This window comes from Nocardioides convexus, from assembly GCF_011090295.1.
Map to the genome: position 1 here is coordinate 4,028,995 of NZ_JAAMYA010000001.1, position 25,668 is coordinate 4,054,662.

The 25,668-nt window shown below is 72.7% G+C and carries 25 protein-coding genes and 10 pseudogenes; 11 read left to right on the plus strand and 24 right to left on the minus strand.

Translation table 11 applies throughout. The features are described from left to right. Positions 1-151: 151 nt before the first annotated feature. The 8 genes and pseudogenes from G5V59_RS29980 to G5V59_RS30015 form a co-directional block, all read right to left on the minus strand. Positions 152-511, minus strand: coding sequence for a hypothetical protein (locus G5V59_RS29980; protein WP_278260369.1), 360 nt, complete (start codon positions 509-511; stop codon positions 152-154). After that, the gene (locus tag G5V59_RS29985) at positions 508-1,566 is read right to left on the minus strand and encodes a hypothetical protein (protein ID WP_278260370.1); all 1,059 of its coding nucleotides are present in this window, start codon (positions 1,564-1,566) and stop codon (positions 508-510) included. The genes G5V59_RS29980 and G5V59_RS29985 overlap by 4 nt, the downstream gene beginning before the upstream one ends. A 67-nt stretch (positions 1,567-1,633) precedes the next feature. Continuing rightward, a pseudogene (locus G5V59_RS29990) lies at positions 1,634-1,735 on the minus strand (hypothetical protein); the annotation flags it as partial. Beyond that, positions 1,735-2,532, minus strand: coding sequence for an MMPL family transporter (locus G5V59_RS29995; protein WP_278258898.1), 798 nt, complete (start codon positions 2,530-2,532; stop codon positions 1,735-1,737). The pseudogene G5V59_RS29990 and the gene G5V59_RS29995, both read right to left, overlap by 1 nt. Beyond that, complete coding sequence (locus G5V59_RS30000) at positions 2,469-3,083, minus strand: acyl-CoA dehydrogenase family protein (RefSeq protein ID WP_278258899.1); 615 nt, start codon at positions 3,081-3,083, stop codon at positions 2,469-2,471. The genes G5V59_RS29995 and G5V59_RS30000 overlap by 64 nt, the downstream gene beginning before the upstream one ends. Next, positions 3,032-3,748 carry an acyl-CoA dehydrogenase family protein gene (locus G5V59_RS30005; RefSeq protein ID WP_278258900.1) on the minus strand — a complete coding sequence of 239 codons (717 nt, stop codon included), beginning with the start codon at positions 3,746-3,748 and terminating at the stop codon, positions 3,032-3,034. Before G5V59_RS30005 ends, G5V59_RS30000 begins: the two co-directional genes overlap by 52 nt. A gap of 266 nt (positions 3,749-4,014) precedes the next feature. Then, positions 4,015-4,254: pseudogene (locus tag G5V59_RS30010) on the minus strand (LLM class F420-dependent oxidoreductase); the annotation flags it as partial. A gap of 166 nt (positions 4,255-4,420) precedes the next feature. After that, positions 4,421-4,774, minus strand: a pseudogene (locus G5V59_RS30015) (LLM class flavin-dependent oxidoreductase); the annotation flags it as partial. A 169-nt stretch (positions 4,775-4,943) separates the two neighbouring features. On the opposite strand from G5V59_RS30015, the pseudogene npdG reads away from it, so the two are divergent. Continuing rightward, positions 4,944-5,474, plus strand: a pseudogene (gene npdG, locus G5V59_RS30020) (NADPH-dependent F420 reductase); the annotation flags it as partial. 192 nt (positions 5,475-5,666) lie between these two features. Here npdG and G5V59_RS30025 read toward each other — a convergent pair. Together G5V59_RS30025 and G5V59_RS30030 are read right to left on the minus strand one after the other, a co-directional pair. Further along, positions 5,667-6,196: pseudogene (locus G5V59_RS30025) on the minus strand (YbaK/EbsC family protein). 761 nt (positions 6,197-6,957) lie between these two features. Then, positions 6,958-7,599: a PspC domain-containing protein gene (locus G5V59_RS30030; protein WP_278258901.1), complete on the minus strand. Its 642-nt coding sequence runs from the start codon at positions 7,597-7,599 to the stop codon at positions 6,958-6,960. 201 nt (positions 7,600-7,800) lie between these two features. Between G5V59_RS30030 and G5V59_RS30035 the strand changes: the two are divergent. The 7 genes and pseudogenes from G5V59_RS30035 to pcrA all read left to right on the plus strand — a co-directional run. Further along, positions 7,801-7,968: pseudogene (locus G5V59_RS30035) on the plus strand (PspC domain-containing protein); the annotation flags it as partial. A 796-nt stretch (positions 7,969-8,764) separates the two neighbouring features. After that, on the plus strand, positions 8,765-9,097 hold the full coding sequence (locus tag G5V59_RS38030) for an ATP-binding protein (RefSeq protein ID WP_341351339.1): 333 nt from the start codon (positions 8,765-8,767) through the stop codon (positions 9,095-9,097). Next, a pseudogene (locus tag G5V59_RS30045) lies at positions 9,090-9,623 on the plus strand (response regulator transcription factor); the annotation flags it as partial. The gene G5V59_RS38030 and the pseudogene G5V59_RS30045, both read left to right, overlap by 8 nt. A gap of 34 nt (positions 9,624-9,657) precedes the next feature. Continuing rightward, on the plus strand, positions 9,658-9,720 hold the full coding sequence (locus G5V59_RS38035) for a hypothetical protein (protein ID WP_341351340.1): 63 nt from the start codon (positions 9,658-9,660) through the stop codon (positions 9,718-9,720). 28 nt (positions 9,721-9,748) lie between these two features. Further along, positions 9,749-10,645, plus strand: a complete 897-nt coding sequence (locus tag G5V59_RS30050) for a hypothetical protein (RefSeq protein ID WP_278258902.1) — start codon at positions 9,749-9,751, stop codon at positions 10,643-10,645. Positions 10,646-10,666: 21 nt separating this feature from the next. Further along, on the plus strand, positions 10,667-11,062 hold the full coding sequence (locus tag G5V59_RS30055; protein WP_278258903.1) for a hypothetical protein: 396 nt from the start codon (positions 10,667-10,669) through the stop codon (positions 11,060-11,062). 12 nt (positions 11,063-11,074) lie between these two features. Next, positions 11,075-13,531: pseudogene (gene pcrA, locus G5V59_RS30060) on the plus strand (DNA helicase PcrA). Between the two features lie 39 nt (positions 13,532-13,570). On the opposite strand, the gene G5V59_RS30065 reads toward pcrA, so the two are convergent. The 3 genes from G5V59_RS30065 to G5V59_RS30075 form a co-directional block, all read right to left on the minus strand. After that, a complete protein-coding gene (locus tag G5V59_RS30065; protein WP_278258904.1) occupies positions 13,571-13,819 on the minus strand; it encodes a hypothetical protein in 249 nt (82 codons plus the stop codon). A gap of 210 nt (positions 13,820-14,029) precedes the next feature. Further along, complete coding sequence (locus G5V59_RS30070; RefSeq protein ID WP_278258905.1) at positions 14,030-14,740, minus strand: hypothetical protein; 711 nt, start codon at positions 14,738-14,740, stop codon at positions 14,030-14,032. Positions 14,741-14,906: 166 nt separating this feature from the next. Then, positions 14,907-15,842 carry a M23 family metallopeptidase gene (locus G5V59_RS30075; RefSeq protein WP_278258906.1) on the minus strand — a complete coding sequence of 312 codons (936 nt, stop codon included), beginning with the start codon at positions 15,840-15,842 and terminating at the stop codon, positions 14,907-14,909. A 322-nt stretch (positions 15,843-16,164) separates the two neighbouring features. Between G5V59_RS30075 and sucC the strand changes: the two are divergent. After that, a pseudogene (gene sucC, locus G5V59_RS30080) lies at positions 16,165-17,357 on the plus strand (ADP-forming succinate--CoA ligase subunit beta). Further along, a pseudogene (gene sucD / locus G5V59_RS30085) lies at positions 17,354-18,252 on the plus strand (succinate--CoA ligase subunit alpha). Before sucC ends, sucD begins: the two co-directional pseudogenes overlap by 4 nt. Before the next feature lie 59 nt (positions 18,253-18,311). On the opposite strand, the gene G5V59_RS30090 reads toward sucD, so the two are convergent. The 10 genes from G5V59_RS30090 to G5V59_RS30135 form a co-directional block, all read right to left on the minus strand. Further along, positions 18,312-18,470, minus strand: coding sequence for a hypothetical protein (locus G5V59_RS30090; protein ID WP_278258907.1), 159 nt, complete (start codon positions 18,468-18,470; stop codon positions 18,312-18,314). 78 nt (positions 18,471-18,548) lie between these two features. Beyond that, positions 18,549-19,040: a hypothetical protein gene (locus tag G5V59_RS30095; RefSeq protein ID WP_278258908.1), complete on the minus strand. Its 492-nt coding sequence runs from the start codon at positions 19,038-19,040 to the stop codon at positions 18,549-18,551. A gap of 76 nt (positions 19,041-19,116) precedes the next feature. Then, positions 19,117-19,365, minus strand: coding sequence for a hypothetical protein (locus tag G5V59_RS30100; RefSeq protein WP_278258909.1), 249 nt, complete (start codon positions 19,363-19,365; stop codon positions 19,117-19,119). 113 nt (positions 19,366-19,478) lie between these two features. Further along, positions 19,479-19,931: a hypothetical protein gene (locus G5V59_RS30105; RefSeq protein ID WP_278258910.1), complete on the minus strand. Its 453-nt coding sequence runs from the start codon at positions 19,929-19,931 to the stop codon at positions 19,479-19,481. A 167-nt stretch (positions 19,932-20,098) separates the two neighbouring features. Continuing rightward, entirely contained in the window at positions 20,099-20,539 is a 441-nt protein-coding gene (locus G5V59_RS30110; RefSeq protein ID WP_278258911.1) for a hypothetical protein, read from the minus strand. A gap of 71 nt (positions 20,540-20,610) precedes the next feature. Next, positions 20,611-20,946, minus strand: a complete 336-nt coding sequence (locus tag G5V59_RS30115) for a sigma factor-like helix-turn-helix DNA-binding protein (protein WP_278258912.1) — start codon at positions 20,944-20,946, stop codon at positions 20,611-20,613. Positions 20,947-21,269: 323 nt separating this feature from the next. Beyond that, positions 21,270-22,097 (minus strand): hypothetical protein, encoded by an 828-nt coding sequence (locus G5V59_RS30120; protein ID WP_278258913.1) that lies wholly within the window; start codon positions 22,095-22,097, stop codon positions 21,270-21,272. 257 nt (positions 22,098-22,354) lie between these two features. Then, positions 22,355-22,654, minus strand: a complete 300-nt coding sequence (locus G5V59_RS30125; RefSeq protein WP_278258914.1) for a hypothetical protein — start codon at positions 22,652-22,654, stop codon at positions 22,355-22,357. Next, entirely contained in the window at positions 22,641-23,201 is a 561-nt protein-coding gene (locus G5V59_RS30130) for a hypothetical protein (RefSeq protein WP_278258915.1), read from the minus strand. Before G5V59_RS30130 ends, G5V59_RS30125 begins: the two co-directional genes overlap by 14 nt. A 77-nt stretch (positions 23,202-23,278) precedes the next feature. After that, complete coding sequence (locus G5V59_RS30135) at positions 23,279-23,932, minus strand: hypothetical protein (RefSeq protein WP_278258916.1); 654 nt, start codon at positions 23,930-23,932, stop codon at positions 23,279-23,281. Between G5V59_RS30135 and G5V59_RS30140 the strand changes: the two genes are divergently transcribed. Next, positions 23,892-24,674, plus strand: coding sequence for a DUF6350 family protein (locus G5V59_RS30140; protein WP_278258917.1), 783 nt, complete (start codon positions 23,892-23,894; stop codon positions 24,672-24,674). The two genes, G5V59_RS30135 and G5V59_RS30140, sit on opposite strands and share 41 nt — an antisense overlap. Here G5V59_RS30140 and G5V59_RS30145 read toward each other — a convergent pair. Beyond that, complete coding sequence (locus G5V59_RS30145) at positions 24,640-25,656, minus strand: acyltransferase (RefSeq protein WP_278258918.1); 1,017 nt, start codon at positions 25,654-25,656, stop codon at positions 24,640-24,642. The two genes, G5V59_RS30140 and G5V59_RS30145, sit on opposite strands and share 35 nt — an antisense overlap. Positions 25,657-25,668 lie beyond the last annotated feature (12 nt).

The window sequence follows — 25,668 nt, forward strand, 5'->3', positions numbered from 1 at the left end:
GGCGGGGTGCCACCTCAGTTGGGCGAGCTTGGCCTTCAGGCCACCCACCCGGGCCACGAAGCCTCCCACGGTACGACCCCGGGAAGGCTCCAGGTCGTCACGGTCCCCCGACCGCCCGGCAGGGCCGGCACGGTGTCGGTGCAGCTGCCGCTCACGGCCATGCAAGCTGCCGCCGTTGCTGGTGTAGCGCGCGGTGACCTGGGCGAAGTCCTTGAAGCCCTCGTACTGCAGCCTGAACGCGTAGCAGCCCGGCCCCGCGGTGCACTTCGCCGCCTTGGTCCAGTAGATCCGCTTCGGCTTCGCCGTCCCGCAGAACTGCTTCTCGGTGGCGATCGTCGAGCCCCACGGGTACGACGCCTCGGCCTGCGCCTGGACACAGGCCCGGGCGCCGCCCTCCTCGGTGTCGACGCCGGTCGTCGTACCGCTCAGCGGGGACCAGTTTGCCCTCGCCGCCGGTCTTGAGCACGACCGTGCCGCCCTCGGGCGCCGCCTGGGTGAAGGTGAAGGTCACCGAGCGGTAGCCGGGAGTGGCCGTGGCCTGCGGAGCCGCGGGCGCCTTGGCGTAGCACTTGTCGAGCCTTCTCGACGGCCTGCTTGCGGTCCTCCTCGGCGGCGTCGCCGCCGTCGGTGAGCCTTCAGCCCGTCCTGGGCGAAGTACGCGGCCATCGTGGAGGAGCCGATCTCGTCGAGGCAGTCGGTGTCGTCGAGCCTTCCACTCCTTGCCGACCTGCTCGGCCCAGTCGTCGGTGCAGTCGAGCGAACTCGTCGTAGAACGCCGTGGCGTCGGCACGCTTCCACTCGCCGGTGTACTTCCAGTCCTCGCCGCCGCCGCTCACCAGGCCGCGCTCCTCCGGGCCGCCCGCGCGGTGCTGGTGGACGAGGTCGTCGACCGCGCACTCGACGTCGCTGTCGCTGGCCCACGCGGGCTTCTCGATGCCGTCGGAGATCGACTTCGCGGCGGCCTTGTCGCTGGCGCTGAGCGGCCCGAAGCCGAGCCTTGCCCGTGAAGTAGAGGAAGCCGCTCACGCCCAGCCCGATCACCAGGACCAGGGCGAGCACGCCCCCGACGATCAGGCCCACCCGGCTCTTGCGGGGCTGCGGCGGGCCACCCCAGCCGCCGTGACCGGGGTAGCCGGGAGGAGGTCCGCCGTACGGCGGCGCGGGCGGGCCCTGCGGCGGGCCCTGCGGCGGGCCCTGGGGCGGGCCGCCCCACTGCTGCGGCGGGAGCGCGGTCGGCGGCTGCATCCGCGGCGGGCCCGACGGCGGCGGCCCGGTCGGCCGTCCGCCGGGGTTGGTGGGCTGGTCCGCCGGCCAGATCGGCCCGTTTCCGTCGCTCATCGTGTCCCCTTGCTCCCACGGGCCGCCCGTACGACCCGTGGGAGCATGGTAGGCGGCGTTCAGACCCCTGCCGGGACCTTGTCCTGCTCCGTGGCCGGCGGCTCGACCACCGCGGTCCCGGAGTCGAGCTTTGCTCGGCCACCAGATCTTGCTGCCCAGGTCGAGGTTCAGCGCGGTGACCAGGACGGATCGGACGATGATCGTGTCGAGCAGGACGCCCAGCGCCACCGTCGTTCCCAGACTGCAGGGTGAAGGTCATCGGCATCGTGCCCAGCATGGCGAAGGTCGCGGCCAGCACCAGCCCCGCCGAGGTGATCACACCACCGGTCGAGGAGAGCGCGATGAGCGAGCCCCTGCGGGTGCCGTGGACCGCGGCCTCCTCCCGCACCCGGGTCATCAGGAAGATGTTGTAGTCGATGCCCAGGGCGACCAGGAACACGAAGGCGAACAGCGGGACCCGGGATCGGTGTGCTCGCGTCCGTAGAGCAGGTCGAAGACCAGCCCGGAGATGCCCTTCACCCTCGACATGGCGGTGACGACGGCGCCGGCCTCGTCGGCGTTCGCCACGACCTGGACCGGCGTGCTCGCGTCGACGAGCCCGTGCTCGACGAGGATCTTCTGGCCGGTCACCGAGTCCTGCGTGGTGGTGTACTGCTCGTCGCTCGGGATGCCGCTGGTGTCGAGGCGCAGGAAGCCCAGGCACACGACGGCGAGTGCGGCCGCCGTACCGACCCAGACGATGCGGGGGCGAGGGGCGATCCCGCGGCCCACCCGGGCCCACAGGCCCGAGGCGGTGGGCTCCTCGCTGCCGAAGCGCGGCACGAAGGGCCAGAACACCCACCGGCCGCAGATGACGAGCAGGGCGGGGAGCAGGGTCACCATCACCACGAAGGTGACCGCGACGCCGACGGCGTTGGCGGGGCCCATGCCGGCGGTGGAGTTCAGGTCGGCGAACATCAGGCAGAGTAGGCCGACGACGACGGTGGCGGCGCTGGCGAGGATCGCGGGCGCCGCCCGGTGCAGGGCGAAGGCCATCGCCTCGTGCCGGTTCTCGTGGCGCCTGAGCTCCTCGCGGTAGCGCGCGACGAGCAGGAGGGCGTAGTCCGTGCCGGCTCCGATCACCAGCACCGTCAAGATGAACTGGGTCTGGCCGTTGACGGTGAGGCTGGCGTTCTTGGCCGTCCCGCACCCCACCAGACACCGCAGCGCCCCGGGACGTGACGTCCCGGGGCGCTGCTGGTGGATCGAGCAGGAGCCTCAGAGGCCGAGGAACCGGCCGATGATCTCCTTCTGGATCTCGGTCGTGCCGCCGTAGATCGTCTGGATCCGGGTGTCGGCGTAGGCCTTGGCGATGGGGTACTCCAGCATGTAGCCGTAGCCGCCGTGCAGCCTGCAGGCCCTGGTCCACGATCTTCTTCTGCAGGCTCGGTGGTCCACCACTTCGCCATCGAGGCCAGGGCGGTGTCGACGTCGCCGGCGTTGAGCCGCTCGATGCAGTGGTTGACGAAGACCCGCGCGATGTAGGCCTCGGTGGCCATCTCGGCGATCTCGAAGCGGGTGTTCTGGAACTTGCCGATCGGCTTGCCGAAGGCCTCGCGGGTCTTGGCGTAGTCGAGCGTCAGGTCCAGCACGTGCTCGATCGCGGCCACGGCGATGGTGGCGATCGAGATCCGCTCCTGGGGCAGGTTCTGCATCAGGTAGATGAAGCCCTGGCCCTCCTCGCCGAGCAGGTTCTCCTTCGGCACGACGACGTTGTCGAAGGCTCGACCCGGCGGTGTCCTGCGCCTTGAGGCCGAGCCTTCTCCAGGTTGCGGCCGCGGGTGAAGCCCTCCATGCCGCGCTCGACGACCAGCAGGCTGATCCCGTGGGCGCCGGCGTCGGGGTTGGTCCGCGCGACGACGATCACCAGGTCGGACAGGATGCCGTTGCTGATGAAGGTCTTCGAGCCGTTGAGGACGTAGTGGTCGCCCTTGTCGACGGCCGTGGTGCGGATGCCCTGCAGGTCCGAGCCCGCGCCGGGCTCGGTCATCGCGATGGCGGTGATGATGTCGCCGGAGACGGTGCCGGGGAGCCAGCGCTTCTTCTGCTCCTCGTTCCCGATCGCGACGAGGTACGGCACGATGATGTCGGTGTGGACGGCGAAGCCGGGGCCGCTCGCGCCGGCCCGGGCGGTCTCCTCGGCCACGATCGCGTTGTAGCGGAAGTCCTTGATGCCGGGTCCGTCGTACTCCTCGGGGACCTCGAAGGACAGCAGGCCGGCCGCACCGGCCTTGCGCCAGACCTCGCGGTCGACGACGCCGTCCTTCTCCCACTGGTCGTGGTACGGCATGACCTCGCGCTCCATGAAGGCGCGCACCGTCGTGCGGAAGTCCTCGTGCTCGGTCTCGTAGATGCTGGGACGCTCGGGCATCGACCACCCACTCCTTGATCTGTGCGATGGTGCCGGCCGGGTCGTCGGACGCCGGCGCGACGGACAGGTTGGTCACGCCGGACTCCCGGAAGGCCGCGATCCGCTCCTTGACGTACGACGCGGGGCCGACCAGGTTGCCGGCCTCCAGCCACTCGAGCGGGACCAGTGCCTCGGCCTCCTTCTTCTTGCCGGAGAGGTAGAGGTCCTGGATCTCCTTGGCCTCCTTCTCGAAGCCGTACTCGCAGGCCAGCCTGGTTGTAGAAGTTCTTGTCGCGCGCGCCCATGCCGCCGACGTACAGCGCGTAGAGCGGGCGCATGAAGTCGAGCAGGGCCTTGGTCTCGGGACCCTCGCCGATGGCGACCATGCCGCCGGCGGAGATCTCCAGCGGCTTCAGGTCCGCCGAGCGCTTGGCCGCGCCGCGAGCCAGTGCCTCGCCCCACACGTCCTTGGCCTTCTCGGGGTAGTAGAGGAACGGCAGCCAGCCGTCGGCGACCTCCGCGGTCATCGCGACGTTCTTGTCGCCGAGCGCCGCGACCCACAGCGGCAGGTCCGCGCGCTCGGGCTTGTTGAGCAGCCTTCAGCGGCTTGCCCAGGCCGAGGCCCTGGCCCTCGGGGAGGGGGACCTGGATCGTCTTGCCCTGGAAGTCCAGGCGCTCTCCGCGCAGACCGGCGCGGAGCACCTCGATCACCTCGCGGGTGCGGGTCAGCGGGCGGTCGTACGGCAGGCCGTGGAAGCCCTCGATGACCTGGGGTCCCGAGGCGCCGAGGCCGATCACCGCGCGGCCGCCGGAGACGTTGTCGAGCCCGGCCGCGGTCTGCAGCAGGGCGCCCGGCGTGCGGGAGTAGACGTTGAGGATGCCGGCGCCGATCTCGACCGTCTCGGTCTTGGCGGCGAGGTAGCCCATGAGCGTGGGCGCGTCGAAGCCGTAGGGCTCGGCCACCCAGATCGTGTCCAGGCCGGCCTTCTCCAGCGCGACGACCTGGTCGGCCGACTCGCGCGGGTTGCCCGCGTAGACGAGGGGCATCGAGAGCCTTCATGGAGTTCCCTTCCGGCCGGTGGCCGAGATCGACGACTGAGAGAGCGGATCGGGCCCGCCAGCACAACTGTGACAGTAATACTGTCACAATGTCCATGGTCTCCCTGGGCGAGACCTCCGCCCGGTACGCCGGGCGCGGCCGTGATAGGAGGAAAGCGTGACTACTGAGACCACCGCCCGCTTCACCGTCGCCGTCATCGGCGGCACCGGCCCCCAGGGCAAGGGCCTGGGCTACCGGTTCGCCCGGCATGGCCACGACGTCGTGCTCGGCTCCCGCGCCGCCGAGAAGGCCGAGACCGTCGCCGCCGAGGTGACCGAGCGCCCGGCCGGCGTACCAGGTGCCGGGACCGCCCGCGGCGCGGCCAACGCCGACGCGATCGCCGCCGCGGACGTCGTCCTCCTCGCCGTCCCCTACGACGGCCACGACGACCTCGTCGCCTCCCTCGCCGACGCGCTCGCGGGCAAGACCGTCATCTCCTGCGTCAACCCGCTGGCCTTCGACAAGCGCGGCGCGCACGGTCAGGTCATCGACGGCGGCGAGGGGTCGGCAGCGGAGTCCGCGGCGCGCCTCGCGCCCGAGGCGACCGTGGTCGGCGCCTTCCACAACGTCTCGGCCGTCGGGCTCTGGGGCGAGGACGAGTTCCTGGACGAGGACGTGATCGTCGTCGGCGACACGGCCGAGGGCAAGCAGGTCGCGATCGAGCTCGCCGCCGCCGTCACCGGCCGGCCGGGCGTCGACGGTGGCAAGGCTCCGCCTCGCGCGGGTGCTCGAGCCCTTCACCGCCGTGCTGATCTCGATCAACCGGAAGTACAAGGTGCACTCGGGCATCCGGGTCACCGGGCTCGGCGAGCACTGAGCCACCGGCTACGTGTCCCGGCGCTAGCCCGCCAGGCCCTCCACGACCTCGGCGCCGGGCAGCCGCACCAGCAGGCTGCCCGGCACGAGGAGCCTTCGAGCGGCGCAGCCCCGAGCCGATCACGGCGACCTCGATGTCGGCGACGCGCGTGTCGACCAGCAGCCGCCAGCCGGTCGGGAGACCGACCGGGGTGATACCGCCGTACTCCATCGCGGACTCGGCGACCGCCCGCTCCAGCGGCAGGAAGGACGGCTTGCGGACGTCGAGCAGGCGCTTCACTGTGTGGTTCACGTCCGCCCGGGTGTCCGCGCGCACCAGGCAGGCCGCGATGCGCTCCTCGCCCTCCCGCTTGCCCGCCACCAGGACGCAGTTGGCGCCGGCCTCCATCGGGACGTCGTACGCCGCGCTCATCGCTGCCGTGTCCGCGAGGTCGGGATCGATCTCGACGACCGCGACGCCGTCGGCCTCCGGCCACGCGGCCAGGGCCGCGGCCACGGGCGGGGCGAGGGAGCTCGGGGTGCTCGCGTGCGCGGAGCGAGGTCAGGCCGGCCAGGTGGGGGATCGCTACTGCCACCCCTGCATGGTGCCCGACGTGTGGTGGTCGAGCGGCGGACGCCGGCGCAGGACGGTGGCGAGCAGGCCGGCGGCACCCGCCGCCAACCACGGCAGGCCGAGGATCCAGCCGGCTTCCTCGAGCCTGCACGGTGTCGCTGCGGACCAGCGCCCACACCACGACCAGGCCGACGAACGCCACGCCCATCACCAGGTGGCCGACGTTGACGGGGTGCCAGCCGCTGACCGGCTGGGGCTCCTCGCGGGGACGCTCGGGCTCGATGTGGTCGTAGGTGCTCATGCCGCTTCCTTCTCGGTCATGACCTCGATCTGGCCGAGGTACATGTCGGCGTCGATGGTGAGGTGCGGGTCGGTGGTGTCGCCGTACGGCTTCTTGGTGGAGCGGTCGGTCTTCTCGCCGAAGAGCACGACCTCGCCGGCCTCGATCGAGGCGTCCACGTCCACCCGGAGGCCGTCGTCGGGGACGATCACCCGGATGTGACCGACGTTGAGGTCGATGCCGACCGTCCGGCCGTCCAGCGCCGCCGACTCGGTGGGGTCCATCTTGGTCAGGTCGAGGACGATCTCGCCGACGCCGAGGTCGTAGACTGTCCTTCAGCGCCGCCGCGGTCCGCGGGGTCGGCGTCTCCTGCCCGGCGCTGAGGTTGTCGACCGCCGCGGTGGAGGCCGTCGCGACGGCTGCCACCAGCCCGATCAGGATCAGCCCGCCGGCCCGGCCGTAGAACGCGCCGACGAGGAGCATCACGCCGACCACGCCGAGCACCGTGGCCGGGTACGCCGACGGCACCACCTCCACGCCGGCGAGCCTGGAGCGTCGCCACCACGCCGACGCCGAGTGCGGCGAGGCCGAAGGTGAAGGGGAAGAGCAGGGGGCCGCGCTTGCGCGGGTCGCGCTGCCGGGGCGCGGCGACCGGGCCCGGCCGGTAGGCTGGAGTACGTCGGCGCGCCCGGCGGAGGCGGCGGCGTACTCGTCCCGTTGCCGAGCCCGGCGGCGCGGTTCTCCTTGGCCTGCTTGCCGCCGAAGACCACCAGCAGGACCAGGCCGGCCACGAGCAGCGGCCAGGGCAGGTCGAGGCCACCGAAGGAGTCGCCGACCACGGAGGCGATCGCGACGATGCCGGTGATGATCAGCGCGACGTTGCGCACGTTGTCGTCGGTGCGGATCACCGTGTCGCCGGTGTCCTCCTCGGGGACGAGGACCCAGGCGACGCCGTACAGCAGGATGCCGCCTCCACCGAAGAAGGTGAGGATCACGAACGCCACCCGCACGAGCAGCGGGTCGACGTCGAAGTGGCGGGCGATGCCGCCTGCGACACCGGAGATCTTGCGATCGGCACGGCTGCGGCGCAGCCGGCTGAGGTCCTTGATCTCGTCACGGGTCACCCGGGGGCCCTCGGGGGGCGCCTCGGGACCTGTCTCGGTGTCGTGCGGTGAAGTCATGCCCTCAAGCCTGCTGTCGTCGGGCGCCGTGCGCCATCGGGGGAAGCCCTGATCCTGCCGTATCCGCCGGGGTCGCGGCTCAGGGTCGGACCAGGGTCGTTCCCCCTGCTCCGGTGCCATCCGCTGTGTGACGATGGAGCCATCATGACGAGCACTGCGACCGCGAGCGCCCCTGCCGCCGCGCCGGCGCCCCGGGAGACCCGGCGCGCCTGGCGCGACCTGCGCTCGCCCGTGCTCGGCGGGGTGGCGGCGGGACTGGCCGCGCACCTCGCCGTACCGGTGCTGTGGGTGCGGGCCGCCTTCGTCGTGATGACCTTCCTCGGTGGCTCCGGGGTGGCGGCGTACGCCGTCCTGTGGGTCATGCTCCCCGCCGGCCCTCCGCCCTCGGTGCTCGCGCCCGGGCTGGAGAGCGCGAGCCGGGACGGGCGCCGGCCGGGCCGGCGCGGCCGGCGGTTCTCCGACATCGGTCCGGTCGTCATCCTCGCGGTCCTCGGCGTGGGCGCGATCTTCGCGGTGGGCGCGCTGCTCGGCACCGGCTGGTGGCTGTGGCCGGTCGCGATCGCCGTGGTCGGCGTCGCGCTGCTGTGGCGCCAGGCCGACGAGGCGCAGCGCGAGCGCTGGCTGGACGCCACCGGCAAGGTGGACCCGGCCCGGGTCGTGCTCGGCGGCGGCGGCTGGGCCGCCTGGGCCCGGATCGCGGCGGGTCTGGCGCTGGTCGTCGTGGCGATGCTGCTCTTCGCGCTGCGCGACGGCTCGCTGTCCGTGGCACGGGACGCGACGCTGGCGATCCTGCTGGGCATCGGCGGCATCGGCATCGTCGTCGGGCCCTTCGTCTACCGGCTGATGACCGAGCCTGAGCGAGGAGCGCGAGGAGCGGGTGCGCACCCAGGAGCGCGCGGACGTGGCGGCGCACCTGCACGACTCGGTGCTGCAGACCCTCGCGCTGATCCAGAAGAACCCCGCCGACGCCGCCCGGCTGGCCCGCTCGCAGGAGCGCGACCTGCGGGCCTGGCTCTACGCCGGGGAGTCCCTCGACGAGGCCACGGTCGCCAGCGCCCTGCGCGCCGCCGCGGCCGAGATCGAGGACGCCTACGGCATCACCGTCGACGTGGTCGCCGTCGGCGACTGCGACTACGACGAGCAGGCCCGCCCGGTCGTGATGGCCGCACGCGAGGCCACCACCAACGCCGCCAAGCACGCGGGCGTCCCGCGGGTGGACGTCTACGCCGAGATCACCCCCGTCGCCGTCGACGTCTTCGTGCGCGACCGGGGCGCCGGCTTCGACCCGGACGCGACCCCCGAGGACCGGCTCGGCGTACGACGCAGCATCATCGACCGCATGGAGCGGCACGGCGGCCGGGCGGAGATCCGCTCCGCACCGGGCGAGGGAACCGAGGTCCGGCTGCACCTGGACCGACGAGCGAAGGAGTCCGATGAGTGAGCCGGTGCGCGTGGTGGTCGTCGACGACCACGCCATGTTCCGCCGCGGCGTCAGCGCCGGTCTCGGTGCCACCGGCGCCGGCCGGGTCGAGGTGGTGGCCGAGGCTGCCGACGTCGACGAGGCTGTCGCCGCCGTGAAGCAGCACCGGCCGGCGGTCGTGCTGCTCGACGTGCACCTGCCCGGCGGCGGTGGCGTCGAGGTGATCCGCCGGGTCAACGACTCCGAGGTGCGCTTCCTCGCGCTGTCGGTCTCCGACGCCGCCGAGGACGTCATCGGCACCATCCGCGGCGGGGCCCGCGGCTACGTCACCAAGACGATCACCGGCCCCGAGCTCGTGGACGCGATCGCCCGGGTGGCCGACGGGGACGCGGTCTTCTCCCCGCGGCTGGCGGGCTTCGTGCTCGACGCCTTCGCCGGCGCCGGGCTCTCCGCGGACCTGGCGAGCGTGGACGAGGACCTCGACCGGCTCACCGAGCGGGAGCGGGAGGTGATGCGGCTGATCGCGCGCGGCTACTCCTACAAGGAGGTCGCCAAGGAGCCTGTTCATCTCCATCAAGACCGTGGAGACCCACATGTCCTCGGTGCTGCGCAAGCTGCAGGCTCTCCTCGCGGCACGAGCCTGACCCGCTGGGCCTCGGACCGGCGGCTGCTGTGAGGCGGCTCGTCGCGGTGCTCGCCGCGGCGGTGCTGCTCGCGGGGTGCTCGGACGCGCAGGACCCGGTCGCGGAGCCCTCGGGGTCCCCGAGCGCCTCGTCCAGCCGTACGCCGAGCCCGCCGGCCAGCAGCGCGACGCCCACCCGCACGGCGTCCCCGACGGCCGGCGCGGCCCCCGGCCCGGCGTACTCCGACTGGGAGCTGGGGGTCCACGTCCTGCCCCGCACCGCCGCGGGCTTCGGCGAGATCCGGCCCACGCCCAAGGCGCTGCGCAACCGGCTGTTCCCGACGAAGGACCTCCTGCCGCCGCCCGCAGACGGGAGGTTCCACGCGACGATCGGGCCGGTGACCGATGCGATCCGTCAGCGGATGGGGGAGACCTGGTCGCCCGCGTGCCCGGTCGCCCTGTCCGGGTTGCGCTACCTCACCGTCTCCTTCCGCGGCTTCGACCAGAAGGCGCACACGGGGGAGCCTGGTGCTGGCGGCGAAGGAGGCGCAGGGCGTGGTCTCGGTCTTCCGGGCGCTCTTCGCGGCGGGCTACCCGATCGAGGAGATGCGGCTGCCGACGACCGCCGACCTCGAGGCGGAGCCGACCGGCGACGGCAACGACACCGCCGCGCTGGTGTGCCGCGCGACGCGCGGCGCGACGAGTTCGGTCGGCGCACGCCTACGGGCTGGCGGTCGACGTCAACCCGTTCCTCAACCCCTACAGCAAGGGCGATGTGGTGCTTCCCGAGCGCGCCTCGGCGTACCTCGACCGGAGCCGCACGCAGCCCGGCATCATCCACGCGGGCGACCTGGTCGTGCGCGAGTTCGCCCGGATCGGCTGGTCCTGGGGCGGGTCGTGGAGTCTCGCTCAAGGACTACCAGCACTTCAGTGCGACGGGCCGCTGACCCGGACACTAGAGTTCGGCCATGGAGACCCTGCGCCTGATCCTGCTCATCGTCCACATCCTCGGATTCTCGGCACTGATCGGCGGTCTGCTGGCGCAGGTGGGGCCCGGGGAGAAGAAGGTCACCGGCGTGATGCGCGACGGCATCGGCACGGCGTTCCTGGCCGGCCTGCTGCTCGTCGGGGTGCTCGAGGGCGGCGACGACCCGGTGAACCACGCCAAGGTGGGCGTGAAGTCTGGTCATCGGGCTGGTCCTGCTGGTCCTGGTGATGGCCAACATGCGCAAGGCGCGGATCCCGCAGGGCCTGTGGGCCGGGCTGCTCGTGCTGGCCGTCGCCGAGGTCTGCATCGCGGTGCTCTGGTCGCCCGTCCACCGCTGAGCAACCGGCCCGCACCGGCAGTCGGTACGGCGCCGTAGGCTGGTCGCAGCATGTCTGAGACCACCGCCGCGCCGCCCGCCCTCACCGCCGACTCGCTCCTCGACGGCCTGAACGACCCCCAGCGCCAGGCGGTCCGGCACGAGGGCAGCCCCCTGCTCGTCGTCGCCGGTGCCGGCTCGGGCAAGACCCGCGTGCTCACCCGGCGGATCGCCTGGCTGATCGCCGTCCGCAAGGCGCACCCGGGCTCGATCCTCGCGATCACCTTCACCAACAAGGCCGCGGCGGAGATGAAGGAGCGGGTCGCCGGTCTCGTCGGCAACCGCGCCCGGATCATGTGGGTGAGCACCTTCCACTCCGCGTGCGTGCGGATCCTGCGCAAGGAGGTCGAGCACCTCGGCTACGAGCGCTTGAAGTCGAACTTCTCGATCTACGACGCCCAGGACCAGAAGCGGCTGATCACCCTGGTCTGCAACGACCTCGAGCTCGACCCCCGGCGCTACCAGCCGGGCCCGGTGCTGCACTGGATCAGCAACCACAAGAACGAGCCTGCGCGACCCCGACGAGGTGGCCGCGGAGGCCCGCAACAGCATCGACGAGACCTACGCCGCGGCGTACAAGATCTATCAGCGGCGGCTGCGCGAGGCCAACGCGATGGACTTCGACGACCTGATCATGGAGACGGTCCGGCTGTTCCAGACTCAAGCCGGAGGTGCGCGAGACCTACCGGCGGCGGTTCCGGCACCTGCTGGTCGACGAGTACCAGGACACCAACCACGCGCAGTACGCCCTCATCCACCAGGCTCTGCGGGCAGGACCTGGAGGAGCACGACCCGGACACGCTCGACGGCGTACCCGCCGACCGGGTGCCGCCGGCCGAGTCGATGGTCGTCGGCGACGCGGACCAGTCGATCTACGCCTTCCGGGGCGCCGACATCCGCAACATCATGGACTTCGAGAAGGACTTCCCCGACGCGCGGACGGTGCTGCTGGAGCAGAACTACCGCTCGACGCAGACGATCCTGACCGCCGCGAACGCCGTCATCGAGCGCAACGAGAGCCGCAAGCCCAAGCGGCTGTGGTCGGACGCGGGCGACGGCGAGAAGATCGTCGGGTACGTCGCCGACGACGAGCACGACGAGGCCCGTTTCGTCTCCGGGGAGATCGACAAAGCTCACCGACACCGGGCTGAAGCCCTCCGACGTCGCGGTGTTCTACAGGACCAACGCGCAGTCGCGGGTGTTCGAGGAGATCTTCATCCGCACCGGGATGCCCTACAAGGTCGTCGGCGGGGTGCGCTTCTACGAGCGGCGCGAGGTCCGTGACGCGCTCGCCTACCTGCGCACGCTGGTCAACCCCGACGACCAGGTCTCGCTGCGACGGATCCTGAACACCCCCAAGCGCGGGATCGGCGACCGCGCCGTGCTCGCCATCACCAGGCTTCGCCGACCGCGAGCGGATCACCTTCTGGGAGGCGCTGCAGCGGGCCGGTGAGGCGCCCGGGCTCGCCACCCGCAGCCAGACGAACATCGAGGCGTTCGTCAAGATGCTCACCGAGCCTGCAGCAGATGGTCGAGGCCGACGAGCGGCCCGACGTGATCCTGGAGACCGCGCTCGACCGCTCCGGCTACCTCGCCAGCCTGGAGGACTCCGACGACCCGCAGGACGCGACCCGGATCGAGAACCTCGGCGAGACTCGTCGCCGTCGCCCGGGAGTTCGCCGAGGACCCGGTCGCCGGGCCCTCCGCCGACCCCGCCGACGTCGACGCCGGTGTGGTGGAGGTGGGCCTCGGGGACTTCCTCGAACGGGTCGCCCTCGTCGCCGACGCCGACTCCATCCCCGACGCGCCCGACCCTGACGACCCGGACGCGCCCGAGGACACCGGGGTGGTCACCCTGATGACCCTGCACACCGCCAAGGGCCTGGAGTTCCCGGTCGTCTTCCTGACCGGCATGGAGGACGGCGTCTTCCCGCACTCGCGTGCCCTCGGTGATCGCCCGGAGCCTGGAGGAGGAGCGCCGGCTCGCCTACGTCGGCATCACCCGCGCCCGCCAGCGGCTCTACGTCTCCCGCGCGATGGTCCGCTCCGCCTGGGGCGCGCCCTCGATGAACCCCGGCTCCCGCTTCCTCAACGAGCTCCCCGTCGACCTGGTCGACTGGCGTCGTACGGAAGCCGACCAGACGCGGTGGAACCGGCCCTCGTCGTACGGCTCCTCGGGTGGCCGGTACGACGACGGCCCCTCCGGCAACCGCCTCGGCGCCCCCACCGCCGCCGGCCGGCGCAACTTCAGGCTCCGCCGCGGCCCGCGCCGACGCCGCCTCGAAGTCCAAGTCGTCGCGCCCGGTCCCCGTGCTCGCGCCCGGCGACAAGGTCACCCACGACTCCTTCGGCATGGGCACGGTCGTGTCCGTCGAGGGCGCGGGGGAGAAGTCCGTCGCCTCGATCGACTTCGGCTCGGACGGGGTGAAGCGACTGCTGCTGCGCTACGCGCCGGTCGAGAAGCTCTAGGGCAAAGGCGATCCCGTCCGGGCGGGTACGGCGCGCGGCCTACCCAGAGCCCGGCCCGGCCCTGAAGCGGAGGATCCGCAGTCCGCCGATCTGGATCACCCAGGCGAGGTCGTCGTCGGACAGCCAGGCGGGGGCGCCGCTGGTCGGTGGCGTGGGCGGGTCGGGTAGCGCGGCGAGCCGGGTGCGCGCGCGGTCGAGCTCCTTCTCGACCTGGGCCAGGTGGCGGTGCAGGCTGACGGTCGCGCAGTCGCTCGGCGATCGGGAACCGCACCGGGACGAGACCGGCAAGGAGAGCCACCGCGAGGCTGGCCACGCCCCAGGCGTTGGTCCCGGACGTGACGAGGATCAGCAGGGCGAGGAGCGCAGCGTCGCACCCGCCGGTCATGGTCATCTCGCTCGAGATCCGTTGGTCGTACCGGACCTGGTAGGAGCGGATTCGGGCAACACTGTCCCAGAGGGTCGCGATCAGCACGAGCCAGACCGCCGCCACCAGCAGGGTCAGCACGGCCACCGTGGACGGCGCTGAGAAAGCGATGCCCAGCCCGATGGCTGCAGGGGTGGTGGCGACGACGGTGAGCCCCGCAGCCCACAGCCAGGGGAAGGCGCGGGTCCAGGCTGAGCCTGCGGCGCGGACCCCACGGCGTCCTGCAGGTGGCGGCGTGCTCGGAGCAGCGCGTAGTGGTCCTGCCGACGAGTCAGCGCACGCGACTCCGTGCTGGCGGCCAGGACCGACAGCAGCAGCGCGGTGGCGACCGCCGGCCCCCAGGCCAGCGCGGTGTCCGCGTGCCAACCGGCGCCGGCCGCCAGGACCCAGGCGATCACGGCGCCGGCCACGCAGGTCAGGAGGGTGATGTCGTCGAGCAGGATGCGGGAGGCCGCACCGGAGGGACTGATGTCCGGGCCGATGGACTGCAGGGCCGTGGCGACGTAGAGGGTGAGCGCGGCCGTCAGCAAGCCGACCACGGTGGCGTTGACCTGGGTCGGGGACGCCCATCCGTGCGCCCAGTCCGCCCAGTCGGCGCCGAGGTCGCGGGTCCACGGGCTGGTGCCGCGGCTCCCGGTGATGGCCACGTAGCCCAGCACGCTCAGGGCAAGTGCCACCAGGGGCGTGACGAGGGCGAGAACGTTCGCGAAGGTGCGCTTGTGGCGCAGCGCCTCGTCGACCTCCCGCTGGAAGTCGTCACGTTCGGCAGGGCTGTCGACGGCCATGCCTCACCCTGGCACCAGGGTCCGGCCTCAGGGGCCGGAATGCGTCAGGGAGTGACGCCGTGCTGGCGCAGCGCGGCGTCCGGGTCGACCGGGTCGCCGCCGCCGGGGCGCACCTCGAGGTGCATGTGCGGGCCGGTGACGTGGCCGGTGGCGCCGACGTAGCCGATCAGGCTGGCCGGCGCGGACCTTCTGGCCCGCCGACACGTTGAAGGCCGACTGGTGGCAGAACCACGAACTCGGTGCCGTCGTCGAGGGTGATCACGGTCTTGTTGCCGTAGGCGCCGTCGAAGCCCGCAGAGGAGACGGTGCCGTTGGTGACGGCGTAGATCGGGGTGCCGACGGGGGCGGCGAAGTCCAGGCCGGTGTGGTAGTTCGACCACAGGCCGTACTCGCCGAACTTCGCGGTCAGCCGGTAGGCGTGCAGCGGGAGCACCCACCGGTTGAGGGCGATCTCGGCCGCCTCCTTCTCGGCGGCCTTGGCGAGGTCGTCGAGGGCGGTGTTGCGCTCCTGCGCGGACCGCTCGGCCTCGGCGACCAGGTCGGTGCCGGAGGCCTGGGCGAGGGTGTCGCGCTCGGAGTCGCGGCTGACCGTGGCGACCCGCTCGGTGACCGAGCCGTTGCCGAAGGAGCCGGTGACCGCGTTGGCGGCGGTGACCCGGTCGCCGGCGGAGGCGAGTCTGCGGGTCCGCGGAGACGACGGCGCCGCCGATCGCGACGGCGATCGTCGCGACGCCGACCGCGACGGGGATGCTGGGGAGGGTCTTGAAGAGCGGGCCGCGGGAGCCGGCGTGCTTGACGGCGCGGCGCTTCCCGGCGGGCTCGACGGCCTTGAGTCTGCGTGGTCGAGGAGTCGGTCAGCGGGTCGAACATCGCGATGTCGCGCAGCGCCGGGAGGCTCGACCGTGGGGGTCCGCTCGGCCGGGCGTACGACGGGCTCGGCGACCTCGCTGCGCACCGGCTCGGCGGCGACGGGACGTGCCGCCCGCTTGCCGACGTACGACGAGGGCGCCTCGGACTCCGTGCGCTGGGCGACTCGCTTGCCCGCGTAGGGGGTCGAGGAGCCGGGTCGCGGCGCGCGGTGATCCGCTCGGTGGCTACCCATTCGACTGCTGACTCCTTGGGGGACGATCGTGCAGGCCCGTTTCGACCCGCACCTTCTCGTCCGAGAAACCCGAGTGGCTCTGACCGAGGTGGCTGTCGGATGACAGCCGGGTGAAACATGCGTGCCGACCATATCCGATAGCGGCACAGGCTTGAAATCGTACGTCCGGGGCACCTTACGGGGCCGCCGAAGTGGGGAAGTGCCGTGACCCGTGTCACGTACCACGGCCCGGACTCGTCCTACTCGTGGGTCAGGACTAGTGTGCCCGGGGGCGCGGAAGGTGTGCGCACCCAACCTCTGACCCAGATGTGAGGACGTATCAGTGGACCTGATGGAGTACCAAGCGAAGGAGCTCTTCGCGAAGCACGGTGTGGCCACGACCCTCGGAGTGGTCGTCGAGACCGCCGAGGAGGCGAAGGCGGCGGCCGAGCAGATCGGCGGCGTCACCGTCGTCAAGGCGCAGGTCAAGGCCGGCGGCCGCGGCAAGGCGGGCGGCGTCAAGCTCGCGAAGACCCCTGACGAGGCCTTCCAGTACGCCACGGACATCCTGAACCTGACGATCAAGGACCTCCCGGTCAACCGGGTCCTCGTCACCCCGGCCACCCCGCCGGAGGAGGAGTACTACTTCTCCTTCCTGCTGGACCGGTCGAACCGGCAGTACCTCTGCATCGCCTCCGTCGAGGGTGGTGTCGAGATCGAGGAGGTCGCGAAGACCAACCCCGACGCCGTCAAGCAGATCGCCATCGACCCGGGCGCGGGCGTCGACAGCGCCAAGGCGCGTGAGATCGCCACGGAGGCCGGCTTCCCCGAGGCCGTCTTCGAGCAGGCCGTCGAGATGATCGAGGCCCTCTACAAGGTCTTCGTCGAGGAGGACGCGACCCTCGTCGAGGTCAACCCGCTCGCTCGCCTCGCCGGCGACAAAGCCTGGAGGCCCTGGACGGCAAGGTGTCGCTCGACGACAACGCCTCCGAGGTCCGCCACCCCGACCACGAGGCGTTCGAGATCCGCGAGGAGGCCGACCCGCTCGAGGCGAAGGCCAAGGACCTCGGTCTCAACTACGTCAAGGCTCGACGGCCAGGTCGGCATCATCGGCAACGGCGCGGGTCTCGTGATGAGCACCCTCGACGTCGTCGCCTACGCCGGCGAGAAGCACGGCGGCGTCAAGCCCGCCAACTTCCTCGACATCGGCGGCGGCGCCAACGCCCAGGTGATGGCCAACGGCCTCGACGTCATCCTGAACGACGAGCAGGTCAAGTCGGTCTTCGTCAACGTCTTCGGTGGCATCACCGCCTGCGACGAGGTCGCCAACGGCATCAAGGGCGCGCTCGAGTCTGCTCGGCGACAAGGCGACCAAGCCGCTCGTCGTACGTCTCGACGGCAACAACGTCGACCAGGGCCGCGCGATCCTCAACGAGTCTGAACCACCCGCTCGTGACGCAGGTCGACACCATGGACGGCGCGGCCGACAAGGCCGCCGAGCCTGGCGAACGCCTGAGCCGGGAGAGAAGAACATGAGCATCTACCTCAACAAGGACAGCAAGATCATCGTCCAGGGCATCACCGGCGGCATGGGTGCCAAGCACACCGCCCTGATGCTCGACTCCGGCGCGACGATCGTCGGCGGTGTCAACGCCCGCAAGGCCGGCACCACCGTCACCCACAAGGACGCCCAGGGCGCCGACGTCGAGTCTGCCGGTCTTCGGCACGGTCGCAGAGGCGATCAAGGAGACCGGCGCCGACGTGTCGGTCCTCTTCGTCCCGCCGGCGTTCACCAAGGACGCCGCGATCGAGGCCATCGACGCCGAGATCCCGCTGATCGTCGTGATCACCGAGGGCGTCCCGGTCCAGGACACGGCCGAGGTGTGGTCGTACCTGCAGGGCAAGAAGACCCGCATGATCGGCCCGAACTGCCCCGGCATCATCACCCCGGGCGAGTCGCTGGCCGGCATCACGCCGCACACCATCGCGGGCAAGGGCCCGGTCGGTCTCGTCTCCAAGTCGGGCACGCTGACCTACCAGATGATGTACGAGCCTGCGGGACTTCGGCTTCTCGACCGCCATCGGCATCGGCGGCGACCCGATCGTCGGCACCACGCACATCGACGCCCTGCAGGCCTTCGAGGACGACCCGGAGACCAAGGTCATCGTCATGATCGGCGAGATCGGTGGCGACGCCGAGGAGCGTGCCGCGGCGTACATCAAGGAGAACATCACCAAGCCGGTCGTCGGCTACGTCGCGGGCTTCACCGCCCCGGAGGGCAAGACCATGGGCCACGCCGGCGCCATCGTGTCGGGCTCCGCCGGCACCGCGGCCGCCAAGCAGGAGGCCCTCGAGGCCGTCGGCGTCAAGGTCGGCAAGACGCCGTCCGCGACCGCGGCGCTCGCGCGCGAGATCCTGCAGTCGCTCTGACACGCTGAGCAACGCCGAAGGCCCGCCACCCGCAGGGGTGGCGGGCCTTCGTGCTGTCGCTAGGAGGTCATCCGGGCGGCGGCCTTCGGCAGCATCCGGTTGACGGGCGTGCCGCCGTCCTCGTCGAGGAAGTTGTAGTCCTGGCCGACGATCACCGAGGTCAGCACCGCGAGCCGGTTGCCGACCCGGACCAGGCCGGTCTCCATGATGTAGGCCATGTCGCCGGTCGGGTCGAGTCTCCTTCGGCACCGGCCCGTAGGTCGCGTCCACGATCTGCGCGGTGGCGCCCTCGACCGTCACCGGCCGCGGCTTCTGCGCGCGGTACTCCGCCATCCCCTGGGGCCGCGGCGAGCAGTGTGCGAGCCAGCCGGTGACGTCGTCGTACGCCGCGGTGGCGGCGGCCTCGTCGGGGTAGTCGCCGACGACCTCGACCAGGAAGTCGCCGTTGACCTCGGGCGCCTCGGCCGCGCTGCTGCGCAGACTCGAAGTCGCCGCGGACCACCCGGGTGGCGCCGGTGCCCTTCAGGCTCTCCCGTGCGCAAGGGTTGAAGACGTCCTGACCGTCGCCGTCGGCGGCACTGGTGCGGAACCAGTCGGCGCCGTCGCTGTAGACGGTGTCGTCGTCGGTGAGCACGGCGGCCGTGGTCAGGCTCGGGCGCGTCGGCCGGCGTGCTCGCCGGCGTCTCGGTGGGGTTGTCGCCGGCGTCGGCCGCCTTGTCCTCGCCGCAGCCGGCGAGCAGGCCGGTAGCGGCGAGTGCGCTCACAGCGAGGGCGATGCGGTACCGCATGGTTCTTCCTTTCCCGGGGCCCGGGAGCGGGCCGTTCGTAGGTGTGTGACGCCAGGTGCGGCGAGAAAGTTGCGGCTCAGCAGCCGGCGACGGTCCAGGCGCACATCCGGGCGACGACCGCGTCCGACTCCTGGGTGATCTGGTCGATCGCCCGCTGGTCCGCGCCGCCGCTCGGGGCGCCACCCTCTCCCGAGTGGACGACGACGAGCACCGCGCTGCCGACCCGGACGACGAGCAGGGTGTCGCCGTAGGGCGTGGCCTGCCCGTCCATCGTGTCCCAGCCGAGGACCGCGAACGACTGCCCGCCGACCTGGGTCTCGCGCACCGCCCAGTGCGGCGTGTAGCCGTCGTCCCGCTTCGGACCGGTGGGGCAGGCGTCGTACAGGGCGCGGATGGCCGCGACCGCGGCGACCGCCTCGTCGGCGCTGGCGTAGGTCGTCAGCCTGACGGGTGCGGTAGTCCTCGGCGTTGCTGTACGACGCCGCGAGGCGGTCCGCGTGCCGCGGGTCGGGCAACGTGGTGCCGCACGCCTCCAGGCCCAGCGCGGCGGCGTTGCGGGACGGGCCCTTCAGCCCCTCGCCGTCCGCGGCCTCCTTCGGCCAGTCTCGCGGTGAGCGGGAAGTCGTCCGGGATGGCCGGGTCGGGCGCGTCCGTCGCGGTCGCGGTGGCCTCGGGGGTGGTCGGGGTGGTGTCGTCGTCCGGGCCGGCACCGGGGAGCAGGCGCTCGGCGGCGGTCGGGAGCATCCGCTCCACGGGGGTGCCGCCGGCGTCCGGGGCGAAGTCGTAGTCCTGCCCGACGATGGTCACGGCGAGGACCGCGATCCGGTCGTCCTGCAGCAGCAGGCCGGTCTCGTTGATGTAGGCCGCGTCGCCGGTCGGGTCGATCTCCACCGGTGCCGGGCGCCAGGTGAGGTCGTAGACGACGGCGTCACCCTTGCCGACCTCGACCGAGCGGGCCTGGGGCGTGACCTTGATGGTGTCGGCGCCGGAGATGTGCCCCTCACGAGCTCACGATCCAGTCGGTGATCTCGTCGTAGGCCGCGCGCGCCGCGGCGGCGTCAGGGAACTCGGCGATGGTCTCCACCAGCCCGTCGCCGGGCACGTCCGGCGGGGCCGTCATGCCGGGCTCGAGGTCGACGACCTGGTCGTAGGAGCGGGTGAGGCTCGCTCGCGCCCCGAGTGCGCTCAGGGCCTCGCGCTGGCAGGGATGGAAGGCTCGCCTGGGCGTCGCCCTGCTCGGTGCTCGCCGTGGTGAAGGCGCCCTTCTGCCCCGGGAAGTACTCGGTGTCGGCGTCGCGGAGCAGGTCGCTCACGGCGAGCACCGGCTTGTCCTTGGCGATGGGGTTCCGGTCGCTCTTCGGGTGGTCGTTGCCGGCGAGGGCGAAGACCGGGACGGCCACGGCGGCGACGGCCAGCGCCGCGCCGCCCGCCGCGAGGGCGCTGCGGCGGCGACGGATCTGGTCCCCCCGGCGTCGTACGTCGGCGGCGGAGCGCGGCATGTCTCCTCCTGGGGTGGCGGAGCCCAGCCTCGCCCCGAAGCGGGTGAGACTCGTCGATCGGGTCGTGCTGCTCAGGCATGGGTGACCCCTCCTCCGGCCAGGCCGGACTCGTCGGCGAGCAGCGCGGCGAGTGCCGTGCGACCGCGACTGAGGCGGGCCTTGATGGTTCCCTCGGGCACGCCGACCTCGGCCGCCACCTGGTGCACGGGGAGGTCGGCGATGTGGTGCAGGACCAGCGCCTGGCGCTGGGCCTCGGGCAAGCGGCGCAGGGCCGCGACGAGCGCCACGTGCGACTCGTCGAGGGCCGCGACCGTGCCGTTGCCCTGCAGGGCGCGGTCGGGGGAGCGCTCCCCGCGCTTGCGGCGGCGCCACCGGCTGACGGCGAGCCGGTACGCCGTGGTGCGCACCCACGCCTCGGGGTACGCCGCCCGGTCCAGGCTTGCGACGGTGCGCCCAGGCCCGTGCGAACGCCTCCTGGGTGCACTCGGTCGCCTCGTCGAGGTCTCCGATCATCGCGTAGACCTGGCCGGTCACCCGGCGGAACGACGTCGTGTAGAACTCGTCGAACTCACTGGCCTCCACGGCGACCTCCTCTCGGACCGATCCTGGGCCCCGGTGCGGGGCTGTCGTGGGATCTACGCCGGGGTGGGCAGCAGGGTTGCACCGGATCCAGGAATTTTCGTCGACCGGTCCGGTGACGGGTCTCGGGTGTCCGGTCCCGCCGGGGAGGCTAGGAGGCCGGGGGGATGAAGCGCAACCGGTCGAGCGAGCGGCGGGCGAGCGCGACGAAGTCCTCGTCGGCGATCCGGGCCTTGGGCGCGGCGACGTAGACGACCACCGCGAGCGCGCCGCCACGGCGGATCACCGCGACGTCGTACTCGACGGTCTTGTCGCCGGGCAGCGCGGTCTTGAGGTGCCAGGCGGACAGTGCCGTGACGGCGTCGCCGCTGGAGGCGAGCTCGTCCACCTCGGTGCCGGCGGTGGCGTCGGTGTCCGGGCAGGCCGCGACCTGCGCCCGGAAGCGGTCGACGAAGGCCCGTGCGGAGGCGAGCGGCAGGGTGCCGACCGTCTGGGTGAGCCCGACCTCGGGCGGCAGGGTCGCGGCGCTGAGGACGAACGTGCGGAAGCGGTTGTCGACCACCTTCTGCCCGCGGAAGGCGCCGAACAGGTGCACGGTGCCGCAGCCGACGGCTCCGGAGTCCACCCGGTCCTTGGTGAGCGCGGCGGCGGGGGTGCCGACCCACGGGCCCTGGTCGGTGCTGAGTGGCGGCAGGTCGACCTCGGAGAGCATCCACGGCACCGTCCCGACCGGGTACGGCGCGCGGTCGGTCGCCTTCGGCGCGGTGCTCGCGCAGGTCCCGCCGTCCTCGAGCGTGCACAGCCGGGCGACCGAGGTGGCCAGCAGCCGGGCCACCCGCTTGCGGTCGGCCGCGCCGACGGGGATCCGCGCGGAGAGGGCGGCGCTGGTGGTGAGCATGCCGGTGCGGGCCAGCCCGACGACGTGCACGGTCCGGTCGGCGCGGGAGCGGAGCACGACCAGCGTGGCCTCGTCGCCCACGCCCGGCACGTCGGCGGTGCTGATGAGTCTGGATGCGCGGCACGGCGGAGGCGTCGTCGGCGGGGGTGGGGCAGCCGGTGAACCAGCCGAGGGTCCGGCGGTAGGTGCGCTCCGCGTGCTTCTCGGTGAGGGAGGCCTCGGCGAACTGCACGAGGGTGCGGTCGGCCTTCGGGCTGGTGCTGCGGAAGGTGCGGACCCAGGCGGCGGTGCCCCGCGGGTCGGCGTACCGGTCGGGCTGGCAGGGCAGCACCCGGCCGTTACCCGCGGAGTTGTCGGAGGTCGCGCCCTGGCGCCAGGCCCGGCCGCCGAGGACGCTCTGCACCTGGTCGACCGGGAGCAGCGCGGTGTCGGGGAGGGCGTTGACGGCGGCACCCGCGGAGTGCGGCGCGGCAGCGGTCGGTGGTGCCTCGCGGTCGAGCGACGGCCGGACGCCGGTGGAGTCGGTGGCGACCGCGCCGCCCGCGACGAGGGCGACCACGGCGGCGGTCGCGCCGACGACGGTGTGCGCCCGGCGCCGCGCGCTGCCCGCCCGGCGCAGGATCGTCACCCGGGGCCACGTGACGCCGCCGGTGGCGTCGGAGAGGACGTTGAGCGCGAGCGGGATCGCCGACGTCGGGATCTCCAGGCCTGGGTGGCCAGGTGCGCGGCGCCGAGTGCGCACTCGCGCTCGGCGGCCTTGAGCGGGAGGCCCACCTCGTGGGCCATCTCCTCCATGCTGACGGCCGCGAGCTGGGTCAGCAGCAGCGCCTTGCGCTGGTTGAGCGTCAGGGAGCCGAGCGCGTCGAGGACCGCGCGGACCTCCCCGTCGAGGTCCTTCTTGCGGTGCCAGGGCCGGGTGGAGGCGCGGCGCAGCGCCTTGCGCCAGGCGTGGGGGCGCACCGACATCTCCGGGTCCGCCAGTCGCGAGGTCTTGCGCCAGTGGTGCCACGCCACGACGAACGCCTCGCGGACCGCGCTCCGGGCCACGGCGAGGTCGCCGGTGAGGGCGAAGGTCTGCAGCAGCAGCCGGTCCCGCGCGTCCTTGTAGAAGTCGTCGAAGCCGGCGGCGAGGTCGCCGGAGCCGACGTACGTCTCGTCCGGGGGAGCGGTGGTGGAGCGGGTCATGACCGCCCCACCGTACGACGCCGAGGCGATCCCGCTCCAACCCGCACGGCCCGAAAGCCCGTCCGTTCAGGGGATTCTCAGCCCCGAACCGCCACCCGTCGGCGTGGCGGCCCGGTCCGGGAAGGTCCCGGCGTGAAGATGGGTGGACCATGACGTCGCTCCAGTCCCCGCCGGTGCGCCGTGCCGCCGGACGATCCGGCAAGGGCACGGGCCGTACCGACGCCGACCTGCGGCGCGCGCTGGCCACCAGCCGCCCGCTGGTGCCGACCGCCACCGCCGGCGGCGCGATCGCCGCGGGCGGCCCGCTCCTGGTCTGCCTGGCGGTCGCGGTCGTCGGCTGGTTCCTCACCGACGCCGGCGGCGCGGGCAGCCCGAGCGGCGCGCTGCGCGTCGGCGCCCACGGGTGGCTGCTCGCGCACGGCTCGACCGTCGCCGTCGAGGGGATCCGGATCACCGCGATCCCGCTCGGCCTCACCGCGCTCTGCGGCTGGGTCTCCTGGCGGGTCGGTCACCGAGTCGGTGAGTCGGTCTCCGGGCACGGCCCGGACGCGGACCGGATCGCCGACGGTGCCCGGGACTGGACGGTGCCGCTGGCGGCCGCCCTCTTCGCCACCGGGTACGCCGTCGTGGGCGTCGTGACCTGCGCGGTCGCCGCGACCGCGGCCTCCTCGCCGAGTCTCGGCCCGGGTGGTGCTCTGGTCGGTCCTGCTCGGGGGACTGGTCGGCGGCACCGGCATCGCGTTCGGGTCCGGTCGCGCGGCGATCTGGCTGCCCGTCGTACCTGCCGGTGTGCGGGACGCCGTCCTCGTCGCCGCCCGCATCCTGCGGCTCTGGGCCGTGATCAGCCTGGCCGCCCTCGCGGTCGCCTTCGTCCTGGACTTCTCCACCGCCGCCAACGTGGTCTCGCAGTCGCACGCCGACGCCGGTGCGGTGCTGCTGATGATCCTGCTGACGGTCGGCGTGCTGCCGAACGCCACGCTCTTCTCCAGCGCCTACCTGCTCGGCCCCGGCTTCACCGTCGGCACCGGCACCACCGTCTCGACGAGCGCGGTGGTGCTCGGCCCGCTGCCGATGTTCCCGCTGCTCGCGGCCCTGCCCGACCAGGGCGCCCAGCCGTGGTGGACCGAGTGGTTGATGCTGACCCCGGTCCTCCTCGCGGCGTACGTCGCCGGGCGGGTCCAGCGCGACCGCCCGGTCCTCGCCTGGGACCAGGCCGCGATCCGCGGCTGCGCGGGCGGGATCACCGCCGGAGTGGGCCTCGCCGCGCTGACCGTCCTCGCGGGTGGTGCCGTCGGCCCGGGCCGGATGGCGAGCGTCGGGCCGTACACCTTCGAGGTGCTGCTGCACGCGATCACCTCGTTCGGGATCGGCGGCGTCCTCGGCGCGCTCGCCGTGTGCTGGTGGCAGCGCGACGGCGACGGCTGGGTGCGGACCCGGCTCAGCGCGATCCGGCTGCCACGGCGTCGCGACTGAGCTCCTCGCGCCGGGCCCACCAGGCGGCGACCGGCTGCTCCACGGCGTACCAGGACGCGGCGGCGGCGAGCACCGTCAGCACCGCGGCGACCGGCCCGGCCGCGCTGTCGAGCGAGGGCCGCAGCCACAAGGTGAGCGGGTAGTTCCACAGGTACGCCGCGTAGGACACCGTCCCCAGCCAGACCAGGGGCCGCAGGGCCGTCCCGCCGAGCCGGGCGCGGCTGCCCCAGGTGAGCAGCAGGACCGCGGTCAGCCCCGCGACGGCCGGCCCGGCGAGCAGGTAGGTGAGCGCGCTCCCGCGCAGGCTCAGCGTGCCGAGCACGAGCAGCCCGGCCAGGGCCGGTGCCGGCCAGCCGGCCACCCACGGCCGGAGCCGGTCCCGGTACCACCAGGTCGCACCGCCGACGACGAAGCAGACCGCCCACGAGGTGGGCAGCGCGTAGGCCAGGTCCGGGTCCTCGCGCAGCCAGACCACGGTCGCCACGCAGGCGAGCAGGCAGAGCACGGCGGCGCCGGCGAGCACCGGACCGGCGCGGCGTCGTACGGCGAGCAGCAGGGCCCAGGGCCACACGAGGTAGAACTGCTCCTCGGTCGCCAGCGTCCACAGGTGAAAGGTCGCGGCGCTGGTGTGCACCCCCGGCAGGTTCGCGGTCCAGGTCAGCGCCACCAGGACGGTCACCCCGAGCAGGTCGCCCTCGCCGAGCGGGTCGAGGACGAGGGTCACCACGACGACCACGACGACCAGGACCACCAGCGCGGGCACCAGCCGGAGCGCCCGCCGTGCGTAGAAGCGGCGCAACCCGGTCCCGCGCGCGAGCACCCCGGTGATCAGGTAGCCGCTGAGGGTGAAGAACATGACCACGCCCACCACGCCTGCGCCCGGGAAGGCGCCGGGCAGCGCGTGCCGCAGCATCACCAGCAGCACCGCGATGCCGCGCAGGAGGTCGAGACCGGCCAGCCGGGCAGGGGTCGGGGTGCGCACCGCCCGACCGTA

Excerpts from the sequence above, each read along its gene's own strand:
- G5V59_RS30130 (WP_278258915.1), bottom strand. The coding sequence starts at position 23,201 with ATGACCCGCTCCACCACCGCTCCCCCGGACGAGACGTACGTCGGCTCC.
- G5V59_RS30090 (WP_278258907.1), bottom strand. The coding sequence starts at position 18,470 with ATGGCCTACATCATGGAGACCGGCCTGGTCCGGGTCGGCAACCGGCTC.
- G5V59_RS30055 (WP_278258903.1), top strand. The coding sequence starts at position 10,667 with ATGGAGACCCTGCGCCTGATCCTGCTCATCGTCCACATCCTCGGATTC.
- G5V59_RS30070 (WP_278258905.1), bottom strand. The coding sequence starts at position 14,740 with ATGGCCGTCGACAGCCCTGCCGAACGTGACGACTTCCAGCGGGAGGTC.
- G5V59_RS30110 (WP_278258911.1), bottom strand. The coding sequence starts at position 20,539 with ATGCCGCGCTCCGCCGCCGACGTACGACGCCGGGGGGACCAGATCCGT.
- G5V59_RS30075 (WP_278258906.1), bottom strand. The coding sequence starts at position 15,842 with ATGGGTAGCCACCGAGCGGATCACCGCGCGCCGCGACCCGGCTCCTCG.
- G5V59_RS30005 (WP_278258900.1), bottom strand. The coding sequence starts at position 3,748 with ATGCCCGAGCGTCCCAGCATCTACGAGACCGAGCACGAGGACTTCCGC.
- G5V59_RS30095 (WP_278258908.1), bottom strand. The coding sequence starts at position 19,040 with ATGCGGTACCGCATCGCCCTCGCTGTGAGCGCACTCGCCGCTACCGGC.